At 44.1% G+C, this 22,454-nt stretch carries 23 protein-coding genes and 1 tRNA gene; 10 read left to right on the top strand and 14 right to left on the bottom strand.

Going from position 1 to position 22,454, the window contains the following annotated elements; genetic code table 11:
* Window positions 1–17: 17 nt before the first annotated feature.
* The gene (locus WC715_01290) at window positions 18–2,309 is read right to left on the bottom strand and encodes a serine protein kinase PrkA (protein ID MFA6171084.1); all 2,292 of its coding nucleotides are present in this window, start codon (window positions 2,307–2,309) and stop codon (window positions 18–20) included.
* A 430-nt stretch (window positions 2,310–2,739) separates the two neighbouring features.
* Window positions 2,740–3,348 carry a site-2 protease family protein gene (locus WC715_01295; GenBank protein MFA6171085.1) on the bottom strand — a complete coding sequence of 203 codons (609 nt, stop codon included), beginning with the start codon at window positions 3,346–3,348 and terminating at the stop codon, window positions 2,740–2,742.
* A gap of 131 nt (window positions 3,349–3,479) precedes the next feature.
* On the opposite strand from WC715_01295, the gene WC715_01300 reads away from it, so the two are divergent.
* On the top strand, window positions 3,480–3,665 hold the full coding sequence (locus WC715_01300) for a L28 family ribosomal protein (GenBank protein MFA6171086.1): 186 nt from the start codon (window positions 3,480–3,482) through the stop codon (window positions 3,663–3,665).
* A 150-nt stretch (window positions 3,666–3,815) separates the two neighbouring features.
* Here WC715_01300 and cfa read toward each other — a convergent pair whose 3' ends face one another.
* The 3 genes from cfa to WC715_01315 all read right to left on the bottom strand — a co-directional run bounded on the left by cfa (window position 3,816) and on the right by WC715_01315 (window position 7,215).
* Window positions 3,816–4,949, bottom strand: a complete 1,134-nt coding sequence (cfa, locus tag WC715_01305; protein MFA6171087.1) for a cyclopropane fatty acyl phospholipid synthase — start codon at window positions 4,947–4,949, stop codon at window positions 3,816–3,818.
* Between the two features lie 141 nt (window positions 4,950–5,090).
* The gene (locus WC715_01310; protein MFA6171088.1) at window positions 5,091–5,663 is read right to left on the bottom strand and encodes a M48 family metallopeptidase; all 573 of its coding nucleotides are present in this window, start codon (window positions 5,661–5,663) and stop codon (window positions 5,091–5,093) included.
* Window positions 5,664–5,919: 256 nt separating this feature from the next.
* Entirely contained in the window at window positions 5,920–7,215 is a 1,296-nt protein-coding gene (locus tag WC715_01315) for a hypothetical protein (protein ID MFA6171089.1), read from the bottom strand.
* Between the two features lie 292 nt (window positions 7,216–7,507).
* On the opposite strand from WC715_01315, the gene typA reads away from it, so the two are divergent.
* Complete coding sequence (gene typA, locus WC715_01320) at window positions 7,508–9,328, top strand: translational GTPase TypA (GenBank protein MFA6171090.1); 1,821 nt, start codon at window positions 7,508–7,510, stop codon at window positions 9,326–9,328.
* Between the two features lie 164 nt (window positions 9,329–9,492).
* On the opposite strand, the gene WC715_01325 is transcribed toward typA, so the two are convergent.
* The gene (locus WC715_01325) at window positions 9,493–10,461 is read right to left on the bottom strand and encodes a hypothetical protein (GenBank protein MFA6171091.1); all 969 of its coding nucleotides are present in this window, start codon (window positions 10,459–10,461) and stop codon (window positions 9,493–9,495) included.
* A gap of 15 nt (window positions 10,462–10,476) precedes the next feature.
* Complete coding sequence (locus tag WC715_01330) at window positions 10,477–10,914, bottom strand: CBS domain-containing protein (protein ID MFA6171092.1); 438 nt, start codon at window positions 10,912–10,914, stop codon at window positions 10,477–10,479.
* Window positions 10,915–11,274: 360 nt separating this feature from the next.
* Between WC715_01330 and WC715_01335 the strand changes: the two genes are divergently transcribed.
* Complete coding sequence (locus tag WC715_01335; protein ID MFA6171093.1) at window positions 11,275–11,775, top strand: GNAT family N-acetyltransferase; 501 nt, start codon at window positions 11,275–11,277, stop codon at window positions 11,773–11,775.
* A gap of 90 nt (window positions 11,776–11,865) precedes the next feature.
* Here WC715_01335 and WC715_01340 read toward each other — a convergent pair whose 3' ends face one another.
* The 7 genes from WC715_01340 to WC715_01370 all read right to left on the bottom strand — a co-directional run bounded on the left by WC715_01340 (window position 11,866) and on the right by WC715_01370 (window position 18,778).
* The gene (locus tag WC715_01340; protein MFA6171094.1) at window positions 11,866–12,402 is read right to left on the bottom strand and encodes a DNA polymerase ligase N-terminal domain-containing protein; all 537 of its coding nucleotides are present in this window, start codon (window positions 12,400–12,402) and stop codon (window positions 11,866–11,868) included.
* Window positions 12,403–12,412: 10 nt separating this feature from the next.
* Window positions 12,413–13,072 carry a nucleotidyl transferase AbiEii/AbiGii toxin family protein gene (locus tag WC715_01345; protein ID MFA6171095.1) on the bottom strand — a complete coding sequence of 220 codons (660 nt, stop codon included), beginning with the start codon at window positions 13,070–13,072 and terminating at the stop codon, window positions 12,413–12,415.
* Window positions 13,054–13,257: a hypothetical protein gene (locus WC715_01350; protein MFA6171096.1), complete on the bottom strand. Its 204-nt coding sequence runs from the start codon at window positions 13,255–13,257 to the stop codon at window positions 13,054–13,056. The genes WC715_01345 and WC715_01350 overlap by 19 nt, the downstream gene beginning before the upstream one ends.
* Window positions 13,258–13,337: 80 nt before the next feature.
* Window positions 13,338–14,435, bottom strand: coding sequence for a 23S rRNA (adenine(2503)-C(2))-methyltransferase RlmN (rlmN, locus tag WC715_01355; GenBank protein MFA6171097.1), 1,098 nt, complete (start codon window positions 14,433–14,435; stop codon window positions 13,338–13,340).
* A gap of 54 nt (window positions 14,436–14,489) precedes the next feature.
* Window positions 14,490–15,572: an MraY family glycosyltransferase gene (locus WC715_01360; GenBank protein MFA6171098.1), complete on the bottom strand. Its 1,083-nt coding sequence runs from the start codon at window positions 15,570–15,572 to the stop codon at window positions 14,490–14,492.
* A 14-nt stretch (window positions 15,573–15,586) separates the two neighbouring features.
* A complete protein-coding gene (locus tag WC715_01365; GenBank protein ID MFA6171099.1) occupies window positions 15,587–18,340 on the bottom strand; it encodes an AAA family ATPase in 2,754 nt (917 codons plus the stop codon).
* 60 nt (window positions 18,341–18,400) lie between these two features.
* A complete protein-coding gene (locus tag WC715_01370; GenBank protein MFA6171100.1) occupies window positions 18,401–18,778 on the bottom strand; it encodes a hypothetical protein in 378 nt (125 codons plus the stop codon).
* Window positions 18,779–18,986: 208 nt separating this feature from the next.
* On the opposite strand from WC715_01370, the gene WC715_01375 reads away from it, so the two are divergent.
* The 7 genes from WC715_01375 to WC715_01405 all read left to right on the top strand — a co-directional run bounded on the left by WC715_01375 (window position 18,987) and on the right by WC715_01405 (window position 22,452).
* Window positions 18,987–19,060: transfer RNA gene (locus tag WC715_01375), tRNA-Gln, on the top strand.
* A 94-nt stretch (window positions 19,061–19,154) separates the two neighbouring features.
* Entirely contained in the window at window positions 19,155–19,382 is a 228-nt protein-coding gene (locus WC715_01380) for a hypothetical protein (GenBank protein MFA6171101.1), read from the top strand.
* Window positions 19,383–19,757: 375 nt separating this feature from the next.
* Window positions 19,758–20,318: a DUF4256 domain-containing protein gene (locus WC715_01385; protein MFA6171102.1), complete on the top strand. Its 561-nt coding sequence runs from the start codon at window positions 19,758–19,760 to the stop codon at window positions 20,316–20,318.
* A 101-nt stretch (window positions 20,319–20,419) separates the two neighbouring features.
* Window positions 20,420–20,755, top strand: a complete 336-nt coding sequence (locus WC715_01390; protein MFA6171103.1) for a PadR family transcriptional regulator — start codon at window positions 20,420–20,422, stop codon at window positions 20,753–20,755.
* A 3-nt stretch (window positions 20,756–20,758) separates the two neighbouring features.
* Window positions 20,759–21,631 (top strand): pentapeptide repeat-containing protein, encoded by an 873-nt coding sequence (locus WC715_01395; GenBank protein MFA6171104.1) that lies wholly within the window; start codon window positions 20,759–20,761, stop codon window positions 21,629–21,631.
* A 193-nt stretch (window positions 21,632–21,824) separates the two neighbouring features.
* Window positions 21,825–22,139, top strand: coding sequence for a metalloregulator ArsR/SmtB family transcription factor (locus WC715_01400; GenBank protein ID MFA6171105.1), 315 nt, complete (start codon window positions 21,825–21,827; stop codon window positions 22,137–22,139).
* Between the two features lie 7 nt (window positions 22,140–22,146).
* Complete coding sequence (locus WC715_01405) at window positions 22,147–22,452, top strand: thioredoxin family protein (GenBank protein ID MFA6171106.1); 306 nt, start codon at window positions 22,147–22,149, stop codon at window positions 22,450–22,452.
* Window positions 22,453–22,454 lie beyond the last annotated feature (2 nt).

The raw sequence follows: 22,454 nt of genomic DNA on the forward strand, positions 1-22,454 counted from the left end.
CCTCCTTCAAAATGGCTTTATGAAAATTGCGTGGCCAGGTTTTTGTCTATCGCGTAAACGCAGATTTCCCTGGCTCCTTCTTCGCTATAGCCGTATTTTGCAACGAGATTTTGTATTAGGCGGGAGACATCTTCCTGAATGCGCTTATCGAATGAACGGAAGCTGTCCTCTCCAAATTCCTTAATTGCGCTTCGAAAGTTCTTATTCGCGAAGGGCGCGAGAACGTTTTCTTTCAGGCGACGCTTATAGCTTTCGATCAAGTAACAGTAAAGCGCCGTTTCCCTTATCGGTTTCTCGTCAATTAACATTTCTCGGGCTAGAGCTTCGGTAGCGTAGCGCTTCTGGGTTTCTTTTCGAAACTCCAGGATTCTTCCCCGGCCGGCGGTTTTTCCCAGAATTACCCGTTCCACATCCCCATACATACCATCGCTTATTTCCAGATCCTCTTTGGTAAAGTAGCATTTTGCCTTTGTTCCGAGCTCAAAATTCACCGCGGTTAAATAGTTGAGGATCTTTCTTGAAATATGTTCTTCGTTGGAGCTGCCAAACGCCTCCTTTATCTCCTGAAGGGTTAAGTAGTTGTACATGGAAATGAGTAAACCGAGAAAATTTTCCGGTATAGGACTGTTTTGCCTGCCCGGAAATTTCTTTTCAAAAAAATCGCGCACCATGCCGATGGTTACAAGCCTGCCAGTTCCGGAGCGTATAGCCAGATGGGCCGAGTAAAACTCTCCAAACAGCCCGATTGAATCTCTTCCGGTAATGCCCGATCCGCCTTCTCTAAGCGATTCTGACTCGGAAAGAAACTTTCTTCTAACCTTTGGAGAGAATTTCTTTCTATCCTCGTCTGTGAGCCACTTGGGAATCTTTCCCGCGTAAAGTTCCATCTTTAGAAGCAGGAAATCCCAGTCGCAAATGTGAGCGTATCTTGTGCGGCTCGAAATCCAATCAAAAATTACCTTGGATCCCTTTAATCGGCTTGAGATAATCACTTTAGCAAAAGCTTCGAGCACGCCGGGAAGGAATATCTTTCTGATTTCCTCTCCAAAAACTTTCTCCCAAACCTTCACCTCCACTTCGTAGTCCCTGATATACGGGACTCTAATGTAGGTTATCCGGTCGGAAAAAGACGGCGCGTCGGCGATGTTTTCACGGTCTTCGGGATTCGTGACAGCCAAATAAAGGGAATTTATACGCTCTTCCAATTGCTCCTCAATTCTGTGCGAACCGTCGCTAATGAGGCCATGCAGATTTGCCATCCGCTCCTTGTTACAACCCTTGATGTCCATTAGAGCGTATATGCCACCGTTAGTATTGGCATGCCTCGAGTGAAGGTATTTCACCCGGCTACTGTCCCCCAAAAGAGCGTTAAGCTTTTTTTGGAGAAGATCGTTTGACATCACTTGGACTTTTGGTATCTGGTCTCCGGGATTGAAAACGCCTATGCCTATCCCCATCCTCCGGTCGAAATTGCACTTCTTTGCGAATAGCATCTGAAAAACTTCGGACGGAGAGCCTAATATATCCAGAAGGGCGTAATAAAGAGATTGGCAGATAGTACACGGACTGTCCTTGAACACCCATTCATACTGCCGTTGCTCGAAGAGTTTTTTCTTAAATCCCTCATGTTCTATCAGTTCATCGAGGAATTCGGCCCGATGCTCTTTGGGTATCAAGAGGATCGGGCTATCGTGGTTAGGACACGGGACTTCGAGATATTCGTCGACTGGATGACATCCTTTTTTGTTCTCGTCACTAAACTCATAAGAATTGGGGATAAGAGCTTTGAGCTGGGAAACCAAGTAGCTGTCGGAGCCGGTTCTGGTAATAGCTCTTTCCGCCATTTCTCTTTTGATCCGCCAAACCGTCTCATAAGTCGCCCCGGCTTCGGTTTTCGTGTATGCTTCAAACATCGCGAGCAAGCGATTCAGAAGCGTGCTCTTGCCTCCGCCGTACGGACCCTCGAAAATAAAAATCTGATTTTGCATCCGGCCTTTTCTGAAACCGGCAACATGCCGGGCGAGCTCATTAACAAAAAGATTGTCCGCGAAAAAAGGCGGGGTCGTCCCATTCTCGAACAGCCGGCTGGAATCGTAGATAATAAACCTTGAAGATTCGGGATCGTCCGAATGCGGGTTTGTTCCCTCTCCCAGATAGTAAAAAAACATATCATAAAACAACTGGAAGATGTTGCGCAGTATAAGATCAGGAGACGCCGCCACCTTGTTGGCCAATCTGACGAATGAAAGCGGCGGGACGCAGTTTCTTTCCGTTATCTTTTGGAAAAGCCCGTCTAGCTTGTCGTTCATTTCATCCTCCCTCTGTCTGATGAAAAATATGTTCAGCCTTTTAGTTTCGCCTATTTTCCTATATCCATTGTCAAAGAGCTTCCGCTCCTTTTTAAATAAATTGTCTCCTTGTATATAAAACCCCGGCGGTTTTATGGCCGGGGCTTATATTTAATCTTTTTCGTCTAGCTTTGGTTAAATATTAGCTCTATCCCGGCCTGTAATCATAAAGCCTACAATACAAATCATTTCGCCCATGGTTGTGGCGTTCAAGTTGCGCGGGTTCGGCCAGGATAAGCTGTTGTTTAGCATGTTTTTTATTTCTATTTATAAAACAAATTTACCACGAATATTTTATTTTTACAAGAGCAAAAAAATAACGCCTTTATACAGGCGTTTAGCATTACAATGAAGTTTCTTAAATTAAAAATTGCCCGGCAAAGCTTCATGTTTAAACTCCCGTAATCAGCCGAAAAAGAAAATTAATAATCGGGACAATGATTGAGAATCCGAAGAGAACGAAAGCCAGAACCAAAAACATTCCAACCGATTCCAGCTGGGCAAAAAACTTTTGGGCGGCGTAAGGTAAAAACGGCATTATAATCCGCGAACCGTCTAAGGGCGGTATCGGGATGGCGTTAAAAACCGCTAAAAGGAGATTAATATAAACGACTATCTGGACAAACTGCAGGGCCGCTTGATTTATCATTCCCCCGCCAGCGCCGAAGAACCGGATAAAGAGCCCGAAGACCAAAGCTAAAAATAAATTTGATAAAGGTCCGGCTAAGGCTACTTTGGCCGCGCCGTATTTCCGGTCGCGCAGGTTATAGGGGTTAAATGGCACCGGTTTGGCATAGCCGAAAATAAAGCCGCCCGAAGTCGCGAAATAAATTAAGGCCGGCATCAAAACCGAACCCCATAAATCAATGTGGGCCAAGGGGTTTAGGGTAAGCCGCCCGGCGCGCTTAGCCGTGTCGTCGCCCAGCTGGTCAGCCGCCCAGCCGTGCATATATTCGTGGATAATGGCTGACATAAGAAGAACAACCAGTTGGAAAATCATAATATTCATACCAGATAATATTACCACGCCTTGCCATTATAATCAAAAACTGTTAAGCTCTTATTAAGTAAAAATTATTTATCAATTTTTTGGCGCAAACTTCCCCTTTTTGCGCTTTCAATTTTAAAACTATGGCCAAGACCTGCGATCTATGCGGACGAGGAACCACCCGCGATGCCAGCCGCTCCCACTCGAATATAAGAACCCTGAAAAGGCAATACATCAATCTACAGGCTAGAAAAATCGACGGCAAAAATCTCAAAGTCTGCACTTCCTGCTTGAAGACAAGAAAAAAAGTTAAAAAGACAGCTAAATAAAGCTGTTTTTTTGTTTCCATCTCTATTTACGATACAAAAACTCATAAAGCAAAAATAATTAAAATCTGATCCAAATAAAAATCCAGCTCTAATGCTGGACAAATCCTTGAAACTCTAAAGCTATTCCGGAAAATTTCCGGAATTTTTCGTTTAGCGTATCGACCGATAGCCGCCCGGAACGCCTTTTTTTGAAAGCACAATCTGCCAAACTTGCATCTTCCTGACCCGAAAAGCGACTTGCGAAGAGTAAAGCCAGTAAGTCCACATCCGGTAAAAACGCTCGCCGTATTTTTCTTTTAAATTTTCCCAGCCTTGATTGAAATTTTCCAGCCAGGCAATAACGGTTTTATCGTAATCGGTCCCGAAGTTATGCCAATCCTCCATAACAAAAAGCCCTTCGATTGCTTCGCCGATTTGCTTAATCGAAGGGAGCATGGAATTGGGGAAAATATATTTTTCCGTCCACGCGTCCGTTACTTTAGCCGAAAAGTTGCGGCCAATAGTATGCAATAGAAATAATCCGCTGTCTTTTAAATGCCGCGCCACAACTTCGAAATAGGCGCGGTAATTTTTATAGCCAACGTGCTCAAACATGCCTAAGGAAACGATATGGTCGAACTCGCCGGTGATATTGCGGTAATCAGTTAAAAGAATTTCAATCGGCAAACCGGCGCACAATTTTTTAGCGAGTTCAGCCTGCTCTTTGGAAACCGTAACGCCAACGGCCGATACGCCGTATTTTTCCGCGGCGTATTTAACAAAACTTCCCCAGCCGCAGCCGATATCTAGAATCCTTTGGCCGGATTTTAACCCAATTTTTTTACAGACCAGGTCTAGTTTAGCCTCTTGGGCCTCGTCCAAGTTTTTAGCTTCGCCAGCTGGCGAATTCCAATAGCCGCAAGTATAGGTCAAGCGCTTGTCGAGCATAACTTGGTATAAGTCATTCCCGATGTCGTAGTGGCGCTCGCCGATAATATGGGTTTTGGATTTTTTCTGGCGGTTAAAAATTATTTGCGGTAAAAGCCGTAAAAGCGTTTTCCAGTTGCCTCTAATCTGCTTTTCAATGCCAGCGGAAAGCAGGCGGTAAAAAAATTCGTCGAGTTTAGGAGCGTCCCACCAGCCGTCCATATAGCTTTCGCCCAAACCCAAAGACCCTTCGCTTAAAACGCGGGCAAAAAATTCTTCGTTTTTAACCTTGAGATCAAAAGGCCGGCTGCCGTTTAACTCTATGCCGGCCGAGGAAAGGATTGTTTCCGCCAAAGCTCGCGGTTCATTTCCCTTCATATGAATTCATTGTTTTAAATGAAAGACTCCTGTATTGCTCAACTATAGTTTAAAACAATTATTTTTCGTTCGCAACCCCTGGCTTGACACTCCCAGCCTCACTTCATCCGGCCCCGGCTTTTATTCCGGGCCAGTCCGTAATTACATCCTTCTTAATTCCCTCCGGCCTTCCCGGTAATCCGGAATGGTTTTAGCTACGAGGTTCCAGAAGCGGGCCGAATGGTTCATTTCTTTTAAATGGCAAAGTTCGTGGACGATCAGGTAGTCGGCCAGGTGCTCCGGCAAATCGCAGATTTTGTAATTAAAATTCAAATTGCCCTGGCGCGAACAGCTTCCCCACCGCTTTTTTTGGATTTTTATTGAGACGCGGCTGAATTTAAAATTGTAAAATTTATTGAAGCAATTAATTTTTTCTTTCACCAGGCTAAGGGCGGTTTGTTTTGCTTTTAAAAATTCTTCCCGGTTAGAGCTCTCAAGCATCCCGGGCGTGTCATGTTCGATCCGGTCTAAGACTCGCGCGATCCAGGGAGTTTTCCGCTCGATAAAAGATTCGATTTGGTCCATCCGGCCGCCCCGGGGAATGACGCCGATTATTTTCCGGTCGCGCCGGACGATAATATAAAACCGGCGGGCCGTCGGAGATTTTTTTATAATACAAGGCACTTCCCGGCCCGAAAAGTTTAAAACTTTGGTTAGGGTTTTTTGAGGTTTCATGGGGATTATGGCAAATTTTAATATTAGAGGAGAATAAGCTAAGAAGCTAATACCTTAATTCTAGTCTCCTAATATTAAGATGGCAAGCTGAAGCGCTAAATCCAGAAAAAGAAGGCAGGTTGTAGAAATAAAAAAGAGACCCATTACTGAATTTCTGCTACCGCCGGGTCTCAAAGCGGTAGCAGGTTGATAATTGTGTTGGCTTTTTGAGAGGCCAGAGCTACCGATTTTACTCCCAAAGAGTAAATTACCCAAATTACCTTTCCCAGCGGGTATATTCAAGTTCGGCCAGCTCTACGGCCTTTTCCAAAGAGCCAAAGTGTTTTTTGTAGGTTGCGGGGGAAGAACACTTCCCTGTTTTAAAAGCTTTAATAATTTTTTTTGGGGACAAACACTCCTCTCCTAAGCCTCTTAATCTATCAAGCAGCTGTATGTCGGTTATTATCCTCCTTCCGGTATATTTCAAACCTGCGGCCTCAACAGCTTTTGCGAGAGTGCCAAAACGTGCCCAGAAGGTCGTCGTCGACAAGCAATCGCCGCGGCTGGCAGCTTCTTGAATTTCCTTACTCGACAAAGCCTCACCGTCTTTAGACAATCCTCGCAACAAGTCAAGCAGATAATTGTCTGAATACGGTATTTTTCCACGTCTGATCTTATTAAGTTCCAGCCCAGCTTCTTTCTGTGCTTTAGTTAAGGATTCAAAAAGGCGGAAGTAAGTACGCGTGCAGGGAATATCCTTTCCTTGAATGTGCGCATTATCAATATCGCAGTAGGTAGGAGTCCTCCCCAGTTCACTTGCTAGTTTTTGAAGTTTTTCTTTGGCTCCTTCGACGGTGATTCTTGGGACGGTGATTCTTGGACTGGAAACTCCTGCGATTTCTTTCGCTATGGACAACGAGCCAAAACATCTATAAAACGCACGAAGACTGGCGCCCTTTCCTTCTTTAGACATTTGCACTAGATCGTGAGTATCAGGCGCTCGACCCAAATCTTCCTTCATCTTTTTAAGTTGGCTGATAAGCTCCTCGGGAGAGTAGATTATCAAATGGATAGGAGTCAATCCCGCAGCCTTTTGGGCGGCCGTCAACGATCCGAAAGCCAAAATCACTGTTGGTAAGCTAACACAGCCCCATTTTAAGTGGGCTCTATTGATATCCGAGCTGGAAGGAGTCCTCCAGAGCCGAAGAAAAAGAAAAATTAATTCCGCGATTATGGTTTCGCGGGAATAAATCTTTTCCTGCTCGTTCCTTCCGCTTTTTCCCTTCCTCGGCTTAGGTGATTTTAGAAGTTCCCGGCGAGCCTGGTCTGCGACTAGCGCCCGTTCAGAGTCAACAATTGCTTGGGGCTCTCCTTTCTGTCTTTCATCCGTCAAACATTTCTTAATAGCCGCTTTCACTCTTTTTTCTAATTTGGCCCTGGGACAAAATCCTGAAACTGGTCGGCCATTTGGAAGAGTGAAAGGCAGGGTGTAAAAAGCATAAGCGCGGTCAATTTCATACTTAACCAGCACAGCCAATCCATCCACATCATAAGAGATTTCTTTTATTTTCATATTCCCCTCGATTTGAATGCAAAAAATTTAGAAATCTTAAGCGGGAAAAATTCCCATCTTTTATTTAAAGAACAATATTAATACTACTGCTATTAGCTAAGCTAAATGGCGAAAAAGTAGTTTCTACTTTTAACATATCTTTATTAATAAGTCAAAAATAATTGACAACTACTACATATTAATGTATAAATGACTTACCTGCCACTGGGCAGATTTTTATTTTATATGCAAATAAGAAACATTGCCATTATCCGCCTTCGCTTACGCTACGGCGGACAAGTCGCCAATACATATGGAAATTAGGAACATCGCTATAATAGCCCACGTTGACCACGGGAAAACCACCCTTACCGACGCGCTGATGCAGCAAACCGGCATGGCGCAAAAAGGAGTCTCGATGGATTCAAACGCCCTGGAACTGGAGCGCGGCATTACAATTTACTCGAAAAATACTTCGGTCTACTTTAAGGACACGAAAATTAATATCGTTGATACGCCCGGCCACGCCGATTTCGGTTCTGAAGTCGAGCGGGTTTTGCGTTCCATTGATTCGGTTTTACTCGTCGTTGACGCCCAGGAAGGCCCGATGCCCCAGACTAAATTTGTTTTAAAAAAGTCTCTCGAGCTCGGATTAAAGCCGATCGTGGTAATTAATAAAATTGACAAACCGGCCGCCCGGCCCGAAGAGGTCGAAGAAATGGTTTATGAATTGTTTTTGGATTTGGGGGCGAGTGACGCACAGCTGGATTTTACCACCATCTACGCTATTGCCCGGGAAGGAATCGCCAAGGCAAAGCTTGAAGACGATTCAAAAAATTTGACCCCGCTTTTGGACGCGATTTTAAAGCTGGTTCCGGTCGCTTCAAGCGAAAAAGCCGATTCCCAGCCGCTTCGCATGCAGCCTTTTAATTTAGCTTATGATAATTTTTTGGGGCGCCTGGCTATCGGAAGAATTTACGAAGGCATAGTTAAAAGCGGGCAGAGCGTCCTAATAAGGCACGCCGGCAAAGACAACCGCACCGGAAAAATTACCAAGCTTTTTACTTTTGAGGGCCTAGAACGAAAAGAAGTCGGCGAAGCCAAAGCCGGAGACATTGTTATGATCGCGGGGCTCACGGACATCTTTATCGGCGAAACAATTTGCGAAAACGATGCCCAGGAAATCTTACCGGCGATTAACATTGACGCTCCGACTATCTCCTTAAATTTCATGGTCAACAATTCTACTTTCGCGGGCCAAGACGGAAAATATGTTACCAACCGGCAGATTAAAGAGCGCCTGGAAAAAGAACTGGAAGTTAACGTCGGACTAAAAATCGATTTTTCCCGCGCCGATTACTACAAAGTTTTCGGCCGCGGCGAAATGCATATCGCTATCTTACTCGAAAACATGCGCCGGGAAGGTTATGAGCTCCAAATTTCCCAGCCCCACGTAATTATCAAAGAAAAGGACGGCGTTAAGCTTGAGCCGTATGAAGAGGTAACAATTAACGTCCCGAACGACATGTCCGGCGCGGTGATTGAAAAGCTTTCCAAGCGGCGCGGCAACATGATGGAAATGAAGCCAGAGCACGGCAATACGCGGATTATTTTTGAAATCCCGACCCGGGGGCTTTTGGGCTACCGAAACGAATTCGTCATCGATACCCGCGGCGAAGGGATAATGTACACCCGGGTAATCGGCTTTAAACCGCACGCCGGTGAAATTAAAAAGCACGAATCCGGCTCCATGATTTCCATGGCCACCGGCAAAGCTTTAGGGTTTTCTTTATTTAACCTCCAAGAGCGCGGCGCGTTATATATCGGCGCCAATACCGAAGTTTACGAAGGCATGGTAATCGGGAACGTTTCCAAGGGCACTGACTTAAGGGTCAACCCGACCAAAGGAAAACAGCTTACCAATATGCGCGCTTCGGGTTCGGACGAAGCTATTCGGTTAACCACGCCGATTGAGATGACCTTGGAAAAAGGCATGGGCATAATGAAAAGCGACGAGTACTTGGAAATTACTCCGAAAAATATCCGCATGAGAAAAAAATACTTAACCGAAAACGAGAAAATCAAAGCCGAAAAAGAAAAGAAAGCCCGAGAAAAGTCGAAAAACAATACTTAATATTGGACTTAATAAATTACCCCGCCGAAAGCGGGCGGGGTAAAAAATTAATTAAGGACTAAAGGATAGAGAAGTTGAATTGGATTAAATAAAGATTGATCTCGGCGCCAAAGCGGTTGAACTGGCGAAATTTAAGACCAGGTTGGAAGAAAAAAAAGCAAACTTTAGCGATCGAGGATTGTTTCAAGGCTGACGCTTACTTTATCTAGAAAATAAGTGCGCTGGAATTCAGACGTTGCCCCAAATCCAAAAGCCATCCATACCTTGCCGGAAGCATCGGAGGTCAATTGTGCCGAATAGGAATATTTTTTCCACTGGCCCGCGACCTCATCAGTCCTTCCGATTATACTAAAATCCTTTTCTTTTAAGGGATTTTTTAATCCGGCATAAGCTAGCACTGGCCACTGGTTAGAGTCGGAATCATTTTCACTCCAAAGATAAAAGCTGATCTCGCAGTTAATTCTTGAGTTTGGAGCTACTTCAAAAGGGCGCTCAACCCAAATTGTGCCATCGTCATGGTTCCCGTCAAGGTAGCCAGCCAGAGAATAAACCCCGTCATACGCCTTTTGCTTAGAACGTTTTATGCTCCAATTAAAAATACAACGAGAAGCATCCGTCTCGCAATCTATTTGGTGTTTTGGAACCCACCCGCCAAAGCCGCTTTCGAAGCTTTCCGAATAATCTTTATTACAGTCTTTCGGGCAAGTATTGTCCCTCTTCTCCACTGAATCGCAATATTTATCTCCGCATTTTCCCCCGCAGTAGCAAGTTCCAGCTTTTCTATCTATTAAATCACACTTCGGCTTGTCGCCTCCTACGACCATGGGACAGATGAGTCCACTGCAGTCTTTTTCGGTTTTGCATGTAATATTCCTCTTTTTCGAAGCGTCGGCATCTCTTCCTCCGGTTTCTAAATCAGTTGCCGGCGGCCTGGAATTGGAAACTTTCGCGTAAGAGCTCATGAAAGCTTCTGAATCGCTATTTGCCATAAAGGCGAACGCCCCGAAAATACCCGCGAACAAAGCGATAATAAATACGCCTTTCCAGGTTTTGATTTCCATCTTTTGGAGCTGCGAATAACTTTTTGAGGCCAATTTATCAACCGGCCTCTTCCCGGCTGCATTGTTTGCCATAGTTTTCACTAATTATTATTTAATTAATTTAATTATGTCGGCCAAGGTTACAATCCCGACTAATAAACTCTCTTCATTCACAACCGGAACCGTAAAAAGCTTTTTTCTCCTGAATAGCTTATACAAATCCTTAATCGGCCGGTTTTCTTCTATAGTAATGACTTTTTTAGTCATGATATCACCGGCAGTCATCCCCAGCAGGGCTTGATGAATTTTTTTATCTTTATCTTTCGTTGCCGCATTTAAAATCTTTGTTTTCCGCAAGATATCGATATAGGACGGCAAATAAATATCCACTTCATCCTTGGTAAAAAAATCCGTTTCCGTAATTATCCCTAGTATGCGCCCCTTTTCATCAACAACCGGAATCCCGTGTATTTTATATTTCATTAAAAGACAAGACACTTCCTTAATCCCCGCCTCCGGGCTGGCTGAAATGACTTTTTTTGTCATAATATCCTTTATCCGCATAATTTTTTCTGGCCGTTCCTCATAGTTAGCGCCGCGAGGATCAGGCGCATTGTTCAGTTTATTAATTATATAATAGCATATTGCGGAAGAGCCTGCAATATTATATCAGGCAAGGCTTGACGCGAGCTGCCGGGAATTCTACAATATAAGCACGAACAATATTTATATGGAAACTAAAAGCCAAACAATCTTAATTCTCAACCGCCGCCGCACCTCAAATATTCACTTGAGGTTGTTTGACCGCGCTCAAAATCAATAACTAATAAATAATTTGAACTCTTCCACGCAACCTCAAGCGAGGTTGTTTTTTGTTCTTTCCATTAACTCAAGGAGGAGAGAGTCATGCGCATCGTTCATAAAACGCCTCTTGGCCCGGTCGAAATCTGCAAAGCCCGCACAGAGGATGCATTCCAGATCAGCGAACTGACCCGGCAGTCAAACCTTATCCACCGGACGCCGGAAGAAATTGAAAGCCGGATAGCCGATTTTCTGACGGCTAAAATCAGCGGGACCGTATTAGCCTGCGTCGGCGCGAAGCATTATGATTTGGACGCGGAAATAATCGCCCTCCGGACGGCCCCGAATTTTGAGAACTTGGGGCTCGGGAAAATTGTCCTGGGCGTGATTCGCGCGGAATTGGTAAAGCAGAAAAAAAGAAAAATATTCGCGCTCACGACCGAAATCGTCGCGCAAAAACTTTTTTTTCCGCTGGGCTTTATTAAGGTCGGGATCCAGCTTTTCGGGCCTAAAATTTTAAACGATTGCCTGAAGTGCCCGAAGAATATCATCGGACCGGAAGGCAATCACCTTTGTAACGAAATTGCTGTTCTCTACCAGGGCTAAAAGAGAGAAAACATCTTCCGGTCTTAAAAGACGAGGGAAAAACAAAAGGGCGGACTAAAAATCCGCCCTTCTTTTATACATAAAGAAAAATTATTTTTTCATCTTTACGAGTAACCATTGCTCTCCTCCTCTTTCTTTTCTAAACCGGGTCAGGGCAAAAGCGCCTTTTAATTTTTTCCCGTTCAGATTAATAGCCAGGTGGCCTTTTTTTAGTGCGTCTTCCATTGGCGCGTCCAAGAGATTTTTATAGGTTCCTTTATCCCAGATTTCTACCGTACCGGCGCCATATTCGCCTTTGGGAATCACGCCTTTAAAATTCATGTAATCAAGCGGATGGTCTTCCACTTTTATCGCGAGTCGTTTCACCGCCGGATCAAGCGACGGCTCCTTTGGCACGGCCCAGGAAACTAAAACGCCGGCCACTTCCAGCCTAAAATCATAATGCAAATGCGAGGCTTCATGCTTTTGGACGACAAACCGGCTTTTTCCAGAGTCAGTTCCAGTCTTTGCCATGCCAAGCTTCCCGCCTTTAGTCTTGCCTGCCGGTCCAGGCTTAAGCTTGCCCTTTGGTTCCGGCGTTTTTTTAAAATCCCTTTTCTTTAAATATTTTTCCAGCCCGAGAGGCATAGGGATATAATTACTTAATTATTTTCCCGCTAAAACTTTTCGCCAGATCAATAAAATATTCTTGCCAGTCTTCATTTTTCAGCTTTAAAATCATGCGCGGATAATCCTTCACTTTTTTTGCCAGAAGGAATTGGCTGCCCAGCTGTAAATAGTCAACGTGCCAATCGAATTTTATTTTGGCTTTTTTTACCAAGTCGTCGATTTTCCAGCCGGTCTTTTTCATAATAAGATATAAATCAATAAAATCCCTCGAACGGGGATTTTGGTAAATCGTAAAAAGCTTGTTAACCGCGATATCCTTCAGGCTGTCAATAAATAATTTATTAATTTTGGCCTTCTTCTCAATTCTCGGAAACGGAAAATAGGTGAATTCGGTTTTAATAACCTCATTTTTTATATAAAGAAAGATGAGGTTGCGGTTGAAGCTCTGTTCATAATCAACTTTTTTTATCCCTAACCGCTTTTTATTTTTCGCAAAAAACACGCTGATTGCCTGAAGGCCGAATTCTTTCTCGGAAAAAAAATCCAGGTCTTCGGATAAGCGGTGTTTTAAATAATATTCAGCTAACGCCGTCCCGCCGGTTAAATAAAAACGTCGGCAAATCTCGTTATCATTGCCGATTGCCTCAAGAATCTTAAGTTGATTCGCGCTTAAGATTGTTTCGGCCATAAAAGCATTTTTAAATATTCCTTCTTATTAATATCCAAATTAAGAGCTTTCCAGTATTTTTTCAGCTCTTCGCGCTTTATTTTTTTTCCGCCCAAACCAAAATTAACCATCTGCTCTAACCGCCAGATGGCATACCCGGTTTTGTCTTTCTTTAATTCGGTTGTATCGACCGACCAATTTCTCATATTACATTGATATACCTAAATTATAGCTTATTTTAAAGAAAAAATCAACCTTTTGCGTTTGTTTCAAAATCATATTTTCTCTAATTTTTAGCGCTTTTTAGCATTCCGCAGGCCGCCCAGATTTCCCGGCCGAATTCTTTTCGGATAGTTACCTGGATTCTTGCCTTTTCCAGCAGTGCCTTAAACTTTTCCACCTTTTCCTTAGGGCTTGGCTCAAAATCCAGAGTCTTATTGTATAGAATTAAATTGACGTAATACAATTTCCGCCCTTTCAAAAGTTCGGCTAACTCCCGCGCGTTTTCCTCGTTGTCATTCACACCCTTAAGCATGACGTACTCGACCATTACTTTCCGGTTAGTTTTTTCAATATATTCATCAATCGCCTCAATCACCCTTTTAATCGAAAACCTTTTATTGATCGGGCAAAGATTCGAACGCAATTTGTCGTTCGGTGCATGCAGGGAAAAAGCCAAATTAACCTGCAAATTTTCTTTAGCCAGTTTTCTTATCCCTTCCGGGATGCCGATAGTGGAAATAGAAATATGCCGGGCGCCTAAGCCAAAGCCGTTTTTATCGTTTAGTATCTTTATTGCTGAAATGACATTATCATAATTCAACATCGGCTCGCCCATGCCCATAAAAACTATATTGGTTACTTTTGCTTCTTCTCTTTCCTGATTTTTTCTATCCTTACCATGCATCGCGCCTTCACTTCCCTCTTCACTGTCTTGTCCATCCCTGCCTTTATCTAAATTTTTCAGCCACCGGGCGAAAAAAATTATTTGCTCAACTATCTCGTGGGCTTCAAGGTTGCGCTTAAATCCGGATTGGCCGGTCGCGCAAAAAGCGCAACCCAAAGGACAGCCGACCTGCGAGGAAACGCAAACCGTATTGCGTTTATCAGCATGGCGGATTAAAACGCTTTCTACTTGCCTCCCGTCTTCTAGTTTCAAGCCGGCCTTAAAACAATTCTCCTCTTTATTCTTCGCGATTCTTTCCGGTTTTAAACTGTCCCAAGGAATTTCTTTTTCCAGTTTTTCACGCAAGTCTTTGGGTAGTACGGTCACGGCCTCCCACGAATCAGCCAGCGCGCCAAAATAAGCCCCGTAAATCTGCTTTTCCCTAAAAGCCGGCAATTTATTTTCTTTTAAGTATTTATGCAGTTCGTTAAAATTCATATTTATTATATTATAGCGAGCTCACTACTCTTCCGCAGTAGAAATTGGAAATATTTACTCGCCTATATCGCTCTTTTTTCCATTCCGATTAAAGATTACCACTATAACAAGCATTAGTAAAAATAAAATCCCGAGCGCCAAGACTTTTCCTTGGCTTTGTAAAAATAGCGCCGAAAGCCCAAAGGCGGCCGAAAGAAAATAATAAATTAAAACGGTTTTTCTTTGCCCCAGGCCCGAATCAAAAAGCCGGTAGTGGAGATGGAGCCGGTCGGAAAATCGGAAAGGATTTTTTCCGGCTTTAATTCTCCGGATAATCGCCCAGGCGACGTCCAGTATTGGGATGCCAAGGATTAAAAGGGCGATCGCGATTTTTCCGCCGGAGATTATTGCGAGGACGCCGAGGGCATATCCTAAAAAGAGCGACCCGCCTTCGCCTAAAAAAATCTTAGCCGGATGCCAGTTTAAGATTAAAAAACCTAAACAGGCGGCCGACAATATAAGCGCCGCCAGTCCGACGTCAGGCTGGTAGTACTTAGTCGTCATGGTAAAAAGGAAAATTATAAAAGCGCCGATAGCCGTTACGCCGGTAACCAGGCCGTCTAAACCGTCTAAAATTTTTGTCGTATACATCATGCCCATAAGCCAAAGGAGTACAAAGGTGTCGGAAATAAAAACAAAATAATGCATTTTTCCGCTCCAGGCCAGAAGCGGTATTTTCCATTGGTCGAGGTATAGGAGGCCGCCTAAAGGATTGGTAATTTTTTCAATCCCGACTCCGCCGGCGATTACCGCGAGCGCGGCGAGTACGGGAAAAATAATTTGCTTACCCGGGCTCAAATTGTATTTATCATCCAAAAATCCGCCGAGCATCAGTATGCAAGCGCCAATAAAAAATCCGATCCAATGGTGCGCCGCTAAATTTCCGGCTAACAATTTATTCTGCACTAAAAAAAGCCCGATAAAAAAAGCGAAAAAAATCGCCGTCCCGCCTAAAAGCGGAACCGCGACTTGGTGGACTTTTCTTCCGGTTGCCGGCAGATCAACAACGCCCAGCCTCAATGCCAGGCGCTTTACCAAAAGGGCGCCGGCGGCGGACAGTAAAAAAGCGGCGGCGAATATTTCAAAATAAAATTGCATCCGATATTTTCTAATTACAAAGCTTTCCCTTTAACTATATCAATTTCCGCCTGTTCGTTAATCACTACTGTATCGCGCCGCTTCAGCTCGCCGGAAAGAATATTATTGGCGATGATGTTTTCGATTTTATCCTGTAAAAGGCGGCGAAGCGGCCGGGCGCCGAATTTCGGGTCAAACCCTTCGCGGGCCAAAATCTTAATTCCCTCCTCCTTCGCCTCCAAGCCAATTCCCTTAGCCAAAAGGGTCTTGGACAAAGTCTTAACCATTAGCCGGGTTATGTCAATGACGTTTTCCTGATCCAAGGGTTCAAAGACGATTATCCCGTCAAAACGGTTTATCAGCTCCGGACGCAGTATTTTGTTTAAATGCTCATTGATTAATGTTTCTTTTATCTGGCCAAAGTCGGCATTTTTTTTGTCCTTTAAGGCTTCCTGAATATAAAGGGCGCCGGCGTTCGAGGTGGCGATAATAATTGAATTGGTAAAGTCGACCGTCCTTCCCTGGCCGTCAGTCAGCCGGCCGTCGTCCATAACCTGCAAGAACAGGTTCAGAATATCTTTGTAGGCTTTTTCGAATTCATCCAGGAGAATCAAGGAGAACGGCGCCTTGCGCACCGCTTCGGTCAAATGTCCCGGCGAACCCTCTCCGCCGATTAGATTATTGACGCTTTCCGGGATTTGATATTCGGACATATCCAGCCGAATCATACATTTTTCATCGCCGAAATATACTCGGGCAATTGATTTGGCCAATTCAGTCTTTCCCACCCCGGTCGGCCCCAAAAATAAAAAGCTCGCAATCGGGCGCTTGCCTTCGGTCATCTGCGCCCGCGCCCGCCGGAGGCTCGCCGAAACAACGTTAACCGCTTCTTTCTGGTTAATCATATACTTATGGATCTCCTCCTCCAAGTTGAGCAGTTTTTCACTTTCCTCACCGGCCGCCTGGGCTACCGGAATGTGGGTAATTTCGCTTACGACTTCGGCGATATCGCTTTTGGTTATAAATCTTTTTTCTTTTTCTTTTTTCGCCGCCCGCGCGGAAACCGTTTCCATTACTTTAACCGCTTTGGCCGGCAGGAAGCTGTCATGGATATATTTGACCGTTAAAGCAATTACCTGCTCTAAAGCCGAGTAGGAAAAAAATACTCCGTAGCGGCCTTCAAGAAAATTAATTTTACTTGATAATATCCGAACCGCCTGATCGCCCGCCGGTTCATTAACTTCAACCTTGCCCATCGCGCTTCCCAAAGCCCTGCCTTCCAAATATTTGGTATAATTTTCGCTGGTAACCGTTGCGATGCAAATCACGTATTTCCGGTCAATAGCATTGGCTAAAACTTCGGACAATTCAAGGCTCTCTTCTCCGCCGGCGGAAATTCCCGTTATGGTTTGGATGTCATGCATGGCGAGGATTATATTTCCCGAGCGGTTAGCCTCATCAATCAGCTCTTGCAGCCGTTCTTCAGCCTGGGCGGCAGTCGCTCCGGAAATTAGGCGCGAAGTGTCGATTTCGATCAGCCTTTTGTCGCGGAAAATTTTCGGCACTTCCTCTTCGGCCATCAGCTGGGCAATTCCCTGGATAATGGCTTTCTTGCCGGTTCCCGGCGGACCGACTAAAAGGATTCCGGCTTGGCCCGAATCGACAATGCTAAAAGCCTGGCTGATTTCTTTTTCCCGGGCAACGCAAAATTCCAGCTTTCCCCATTTAGCCGCGACCGTAAGGTCATACCCGAAATTATCCAAAAGCGGAGTAGCTACGGCCGTATAAGCCCGATTCATGTTGGTCGACGGCTTAAAGCGCGACTGGCTCCTGTATTTACTGTATTTCTCCGCCATCTCGTCATTAATTCGAAACCAATTGACGACGTTCTGGATTTTCTGCCCGTCAATTTCCATTTCATAAAGCAAGTCCTCAATTAACCGGTCCGAACCCACGATCGGTAAAATAAAATTTATCGGCTCGACCGCCGGCTGTCCTAAGTCGCGGGCGCCCGCGTAGGCTAAAATCATGGCTTTTTTAAAATCATTATCTTCCTGAATATTGAGATGCGCGAGGCCGCCTCCTTTTTGCACCAAAGAAAGCTGGCTCTCGATTTTTCCCTTGATCGCCGGCACGTTGGCATTCAGGCGGAAAAAAAGCCCGAGTATTTTTTCATCTTTTAACAATGACAAAAAAAGATGCCGGACGCCTACGGTTTCATGGCCGTAAGAGGCGGCTAAAAAATAGGCGTCTTCAACCGCCTTAATGGCCGGCAGGCCGAAAGATTCCGCGATATTGACTTTGGACAACCGGGCATCTTTTTTCTTGCCGAAAATATTTTTTGGCTTCTTTTCATCATCTTTCAAAATTCTCACCGCTTTCAATTTCCTTTCTTTTTCGCTGGTGCGGTAAATTAAAAACATATCGAAGACAACCGAAATCCAGAACCACAAAATAAGCGCGTTCTTTTTTTGCCAAATGAAATAATCGGCAACGTCAACGTTTCCTTCCCGGTAATTTAGATAAGCCCAAAAGCCCAAAGAAATAATTCCGGCCAATCCGGCAAGATAGGCAATAATATTTACGGCCAAGTTTATTTTCCTTTCAATCCTCGACAACCGGATACTGGTAATTCCGAGCCTCTTTCCCCAAAATAAAATGCTCGGTCCGGAAGCCAAGCCAACGCCCACTCCCTTGCAGTGGAAGCAGGGTAAAAAATTAACCTGTCCCGAACCGCCGCATTCGGCGCAGACGGAAAAAATCGGCTCATTTTTTTTTGGTTCTTCCATTTAAGATTACTTAGTCCCGCCATTCCTTCCGATAAAACAAGGCTGGGGCCGGGGCGAACTTTAGCTTAACTGGTAAAAAATTTGCCCGATTACGATTATCGGCAAAGCCAGCCAAACAAGGAATAAAATAAACGCGATAATTATCCAAATAACCAAGGCGATTCCGCGGACGGCAATTTGCGCCAGGCGGACGAAAAAGCTAATTAATAATCCGTCCCAGCCCCCGACGCCGTACATGGGCCGGAATAAATTTTTTACCCAGACAAAAAAGGCCAGTGATTTTTCTTCGTTAACAACCATGCTAAAAAGCCCCTTTGCCGCCCGGATCGTCCCAAGGGAATACCACCAGATCGGAAAGTAAAGTACGCCGTAAACCAAGCCAAAAACCAGGTGGAAAAAATAATAAATAAAGTTGTCCTTGACGAGTTCTTTAAACATAAAAATACGAAGTTTGCTTCCCGTATATTTTACCATTTTGCCCGAGTGCGGGCAAATCCTTGAGTTTGACATCACCGGTCTTTTATTCTAATATTTAATTATTAAAACATCCCGAGCTCTTCGGGATTTGTTTAAATAAGCGAAAGTCTTATCACAACTCGCGAGCCCATTATTTTGCGCCCATCGCTTGATCTAAAAACAACATCATTCGGGGATCGTCCAACGGCAAGACAGCGGCCTTTGAAGCCGTTTATCCTGGTTCGAATCCAGGTCCCCGAGCCAGTCGGAATAACGCCAATATCGGGCGTTATTTTTTATCCGGAAATTCAGGACTATAGTATTTTGCATATGCAGGTAAAAATGATAAAATTAACTTATGAAGAAGCAAAAAAAAGAAATCATAATATATCAATCTCCGAAAGGAGCGATAGAGCTTCGCGGTGATTTTAATAAGGAGACAATCTGGGCGACGCAGGCGCAAATTGCCAGTCTTTTCGGTATTAATCGTTCAACGACAACGAAGCATCTTAATAATGTTCTAAAAACTAATGAAGTTGATGAAAAAAGCAATGTGCAAAAAATGCACATTGCAATTAAGTGTTAATATCAACTTGTTCCTTAATGAAACAAATTAATTTCAGTTGTTGCATTTCTTGCAACAACTAATAAAAAGAAGCGACAAAATTGTTTCCTTTTGACTTATCTTAAATTGTCAGGCTTATTATCGCATAATATAATAAAGTCCAGGAGCCTTCAGAATATGCAAGCCAAAGGAAACGCGCCTCGCAAATGCGGGGCGTATTTTTGTTGAGAAAAATTAGCGTTTAACTTGAAGGAAGTTTAAGTTATGAAAGTTTTTCGGCCGGCCAGGCAATAAATTATGAAATAATACGTCATTTAATAAAGGCTGCGCAATTGAGTTTAATAGATAAAAGTATTATTAAAATAAAAAAGGACTATTTGTCTTTAACGTAAAAATATGCCAAAAAAAACCCTTTTAAAAGAGCAGCGCGAAGAACTGCTGGAGAGTTTAAAAACCCGTTTTGAAAAAAATATGAACCGCCATAAAGGCCTTGAATGGGCAAAGGTAAGAGCAAGGCTGGAAGCTAATACGGAAAAACTGCGCTCGCTTTATGAGATGGAAAGAACCGGCGGCGAACCGGATGTTGCCGGCTACGATAAGAAGACGGGCGAATATATTTTTTATGATTGTTCCGCGGAAACTCCCAAAGGCCGCCGGAATATATGCTACGACCAAGAAGCGCTGGAATTAAGAAAGGAGCACAAACCAAAAGACAGCGCGGCTCATATGGCCGCGGCCATGGGCATTGAACTTTTAACGGAAGAAGAATACAGGGATTTGCAGAAACTTGGGAATTTTGACGCGAAAACGTCAAGCTGGGTGAAAACGCCTTCCGGGATCAGGAATTTAGGCGGCGCCCTTTTTTGCGATCGCCGCTACGGCGCTGTTTTTACCTATCACAACGGCGCGGAATCTTACTACGCCGTTAGAGGGTTCCGCGGTTCGCTAAGGGTCTAAGCGTATTTCGCGCCCGTCGGTTAATCCGTCTGAATGGGCGGGTTTGAATCTCTATCGCCATATACCTTGACAGCCATAGTAATATGATGTATGGTGTAGTTATGAATAAAAAAATATCAGCGGACTTGCTTCGCGGACACACGGACACTATCATTCTCGGACTGCTTCTGGGTGGCGATAAATACGGCTACGAAATTATCAAGCTCGTATTCGAACGCTCGGATCAGCAATACGAACTAAAAGAAGCGACTATGTATTCCAGCCTAAAACGGCTGGAAAATGATGAGCATATTGCTTCTTACTGGGGGGATGAAACCCAGGGCGGCAGGAGAAGGTACTACCGTATTACCAAAAGCGGCCGCGAATTATATAAAAATAATAAGCAAAGCTGGAATTTCGCGAAACAAATTCTGGATCAGTTAATTATTAATCAATAAATTATGAATGAGAAATTAACAAACTATTTGAACGGCGTTTTCGCGCCTTATGACGGGGTAAAAAGCGTGGCCGAACTAAAGGCCGACCTGCTCTCCGATTTACAGGAGCGCTACCGTGAATTCGTAGCCGGGGGCAAGGACGATGAAACGGCTTTCGAGATGACCATAGACAGCATCGGCGACATTGAGCAAACAGTACAGGATGTCGCAAACCTCTCCCTCTCCCTGGAGCGCCAGGTATTAACCAACTTTAGCGCGAGCAACCTAGCCAAGAGCGACTTCGCCGGCGTTACCGCGCATAATGGAAAATTTAAAGCCAGCGCGTTGCGCGGTTCCGACTTTTCGGGAGCGGACCTTACCGGCAGTTCGTTTAAAGCCAGCGACGTGCGCGAAGCCAATTTTGACGGCGCCAATCTCACAGACTGCGACTTTTCTACTCTTAACCTTACGGACGCGAGCTTCAATAAAACTATTCTTGTGCGCACCAAATTCAGTACGTCAGACCTTACCCGGGCAAAATTCACCGATGTAAAACTGATTGACGCGAAGCTGACGATGACCGATCTCCGGAAGACAGTCTTTTTAAACTGCACTTTTAACGGCGTGGACTTCAAACACTGCGACCTGCGGGGGATGCGCCTGGACGGCCTTGTCTTTATCGGCGTCAAATTTGACGGAGCAAGCTTGAATGAAGCTACGTTTAAGGGCGCGACATTGAGAAATGTATCTTTCCGGCCGGCGTTTTCCTTAACCAATAAAAACTATCGTGCCATGAAGACTATCAACTTTGACGGCGCGATGATGGATAAATTAACTTATGCCGCGCTTAAAGGCTTAGGAGTTGATTTTGATTTATCAAAGGTTATTATTATTTGAAGGATGAATATGTAAAAAATCGAACCCTTTTTTAATTTATGGCGTTTGTGAATTCGGGGATTACCCCGGCGGATATTCGGAAACTCTCCGCGCAAGCTAACAAAAATCAGAGAATGAGCTGAAAGGCTCATTTTTTTATTTGACCCGAAAATTGGTTAGTGCTATCATATCATTATAAATTGATATTATTTTTATGAAACCGCTTTGTTGTTCAAACAAGGAATTGACTAAAGAGTTCGCCAATTTGGCGAAATTTTTGCGTCTTATCGGAGAAGAAAACCGGCTAAAAATCATTTGCATTCTAAAAGACGGAGAGCGTTGCGTCTGTGAAATTGAAGAGTATCTGGATTTGCCCCAAAACCTCGTTTCCGCCCACTTAAAGGCTTTAAAAAATTTAAAGCTTGTGGAGAGCCGCCAAGAGTGGAAAAGAATATACTACTCAATAGATAAAAAGACATTTAAAAAATATAATTCATTATTAACCAATTTTTTAAAAAACTATATTTGACGAAATTATGAGTAACAAAATCGAGAGTGTCCAAGTTTTTGGCTCGGGTTGTCCGACCTGCAAAAAGCTGTTTGAACAGACTAAGCAGGCTGTTGCGGGTTTAAATTTGGGCATAGAAGTTGAATATTCGGACGATATTCAAAAGATAATGTCTTTGGGCGTGATGTCCAGCCCGGTGTTGGTAATAAATAATAAGGTTATTTTAGCCGGGCAATTGCCCGGGTTAGAAAAAATAAAAGAAATAATAGCCGCCGAACATAAATCCGCCCCGAAAGAAGAAGGCGGCCATTGTTCTTGCGGAGGCAAGTGTTAATT

The sequence above is a fragment of the Patescibacteria group bacterium genome, from assembly GCA_041661505.1.
Lineage (GTDB): Bacteria > Patescibacteriota > Patescibacteriia > Patescibacteriales > JBAZCA01 > JBAZCA01.